The organism is Dethiosulfatibacter sp. (assembly GCF_983023055.1).
The window spans coordinates 1-2,736 of sequence record NZ_CEZJXU010000118.1 but is presented as its reverse complement, the minus strand read 5'-3'; the positions used below and the strand labels follow the sequence as shown (position 1 = coordinate 2,736).

Sequence of the window (2,736 nt, the reverse complement as noted above, 5' to 3'; positions counted from 1 at the left end):
TACTAATATTTTGTCCAATACCTCTGATATTAGGAGCATTATATGTATTCATTCCAGTTGTGTTAATTGTTCCGATGATTTTCGCGATAAGGACTATAAATGAAGAAAAGGTATTGCAACAAGAGTTAATTGGCTACAAGGAATATATGAAAAAAGTGAAGTACAGAGTGATTCCGTACATTTGGTAGCTAATCAAGTTGCTACATTTAGAGGAAATGGAATGGGAAAAGCAGTAATGAGTAAAATCCTTGTTACTGCAAAGCAATTAGGAACTAAAAGTGCATATTTACAAGTAGTAGTAGGGAATACAATTGCAGAGAATTTATATTCTACTTTAGGTTTCAAAGAAGTATACAAGTATTGGTACAGAAAAACTTCAGTTGTTGATTGTTTCATATAACAATACAGCATCCGAAGTCTTTTGAAATTTGAAGTTGATCAGGGTTTATATTATTTAGGCAGAAGTTTTTTATCTCTGCTACGCATAAAATCGAGAAAAAGATATACTATATATACTTTTGGTAAATACTTTTGAAGATATTTCTTGCTGGTCTTGTCGCTTTCTCCTAGAGAAATGAAATATGCAGCTAGATTTTTCTTGTTTATATCATTGAAATCCATGGACTTGTACATCTCGGTTAATGTCTTTATGGATTGGAAGTTTTCCAGTGCTTCCATGGTCGTAATATATTCATTTACTACTTCGATGTAAAGCTCTTCTCCCGAATATAGTTTTATATGTTCGATTTCAAAGATTTCTGCTGCTATTTCAAGGCAGGACAAAAGAACGGTCTTTGAAGTGAGCTTATTGTCAGAGTATTCATAAAGTCTCTTGATTAAGGAGTATCTTGTATTTTTTGAGTCTCCGTCTGAATCATCAAGTATCTTGTCCAGTATTCCAACAAGTTCAGTATCAGTTACGGGCTTCAGAAGCTTGGATTCCTCGAAGTCTTCAATGGAGTTGCTGATGAAGTATTTTGAACCATGGACCTTACCGAAAGCCTTTAATGTATCAAGATAGCCCATCTCTATACCCTGCATTATTTTATCATTGTCGAATTCAAGCATGCCGCAGAGTTCCGATGAGTTTTTTATATTGTACAGTGAATCTATTCCAAGTTTTTTTGCAGTGTAGTTTCTTGTGAGGACAGTTCCTGATAGGTGGACAATTATTATATCCCTTATCCCTGATTTTGCAAGAAGGGGGGCAGGAATATTGTCGTATACTCCGCCATCTATGAATTTTTTGCCATCAATTTCAGCAGTTTTGAATATGGGGAGGTTAGCGCTTGCCATTATATAGTCGTTGATCTGACCTATGGGAATGTCTTTTTTCATTATAGTCACAGGAGCATAGTCGGACAGTGAATATGTAACTAGTCCGTAGTCAATATTTGATTTTCTTATTTTATCCTCGTCGAAGTATTGATCCATCATTTTTCTTAATGGTGAAACATCAAGACCGCTGTTTTTTATTGCAGCCATGAACATTGTTATCATATTGTCATTTTCAACATTAATGAAATTTTCAATATTGATATTTGACCATATTTTATAAGCCATGTCGTAATCGTCCTGTACAAAAAAAGCTCCGTTTATGGCGCCTATTGACGTTCCTGTCACGGCTTTTATTTTAATTCCAAGCTCTCGAAGAGCCTTCCATACACCTATCTCATAGCAGCCTTTTGTTCCTCCTCCGGCAAAAACCAGACCGTATTCCTTGTTAATATCTATTATTTCCCTGCTCATAAATGCACCACCTGTAGTTTTATCCTTTAGTCATAATATAATAGTAACAAAATTTCATATAATATACAACGGCGCTGAATAATTATTTATGAATTGACATCATAGTGATATAATGTAGTAGCTATAATCATTAAGGAGGTAATAATGATAAAATTCAACTATCACAGTCACACTACATACTGTGACGGAACAAATACAATGGAAGATATGGTTAAATCTGCAATCGACAAGGGATTAAAATATTATGGTATTTCATCACATGGACCTGTTCCCTTCGAGACGGACTGGACCATGAAAAGAGAAAATCTGGAAGGATATTTAAATGATGTAAAGGACATGAAGAAGAAATACAGCGACAAGATTAGAATATTCATGGGTCTTGAAATTGACTACATACCTGGAATGGGTGTAAGTCATCTTGAGAAAGAAATAATAGATAAACTTGACTATACAGTAGGTTCGGTACACTATTTGGCGAATTTTCACAATGGAGTGATGTGGACTGTTGACTATACCAGGGACGAGCTTGAGCAGGGAATAAAGGAAAGTTTTGAAGGCAATACTAGAGAGGCTGTTGAATTCTACTACAAATGTGTTGGAAAAATGGCTCTTGAATTCAAACCTGATATTCTTGGACACCTTGACCTAATAAAGAAGAGCAATAGTGGAAACTATTTCTTTGAAGAAAAGGATAAATGGTATGTAGATGCAATTATGGAATGTCTTGAGAAAATCAAGGAAGGTGGCTCTATTGTTGAAATAAACACCGGAGGTAAGGCGAGGGGATATACAACTGAATACTACCCTTCGGACTGGGTAATAAAAGAAATGGTTAAAATGGACATTCCCATGACTGTTAGCTGTGATTCTCATACTGTAGAGGGTGTGGATTATGAGTTTTTTGAGGCTATTGAAAAGCTTAAGGCACTGGAATGCAGATGTGTAAATATACTTACAGAAAACGGATGGGAGAGTGTTGATATTCAG

3 protein-coding genes and 1 pseudogene are annotated in these 2,736 nt (G+C 35.3%); 3 read left to right on the top strand and 1 reads right to left on the bottom strand.

Annotated elements, in window-relative coordinates:
• Together AC3AX0_RS05710 and AC3AX0_RS05705 are read left to right on the top strand one after the other, a co-directional pair.
• Positions 1 to 188, top strand: a pseudogene (locus AC3AX0_RS05710) (methyltransferase family protein); the annotation flags it as partial.
• A complete protein-coding gene (locus tag AC3AX0_RS05705) occupies positions 182 to 400 on the top strand; it encodes a GNAT family N-acetyltransferase (RefSeq protein WP_487549343.1) in 219 nt (72 codons plus the stop codon). The pseudogene AC3AX0_RS05710 and the gene AC3AX0_RS05705, both read left to right, overlap by 7 nt.
• A gap of 50 nt (positions 401 to 450) precedes the next feature.
• Here the strand turns inward: AC3AX0_RS05705 and AC3AX0_RS05700 are convergent, their stop codons facing one another.
• Positions 451 to 1,749, bottom strand: a complete 1,299-nt coding sequence (locus AC3AX0_RS05700) for a patatin-like phospholipase family protein (protein WP_487549342.1) — start codon at positions 1,747 to 1,749, stop codon at positions 451 to 453.
• Between the two features lie 144 nt (positions 1,750 to 1,893).
• On the opposite strand from AC3AX0_RS05700, the gene hisJ reads away from it, so the two are divergent.
• On the top strand, positions 1,894 to 2,736 hold an 843-nt coding region (hisJ, locus tag AC3AX0_RS05695; RefSeq protein WP_487549341.1), incomplete at its 3' end, for a histidinol-phosphatase HisJ.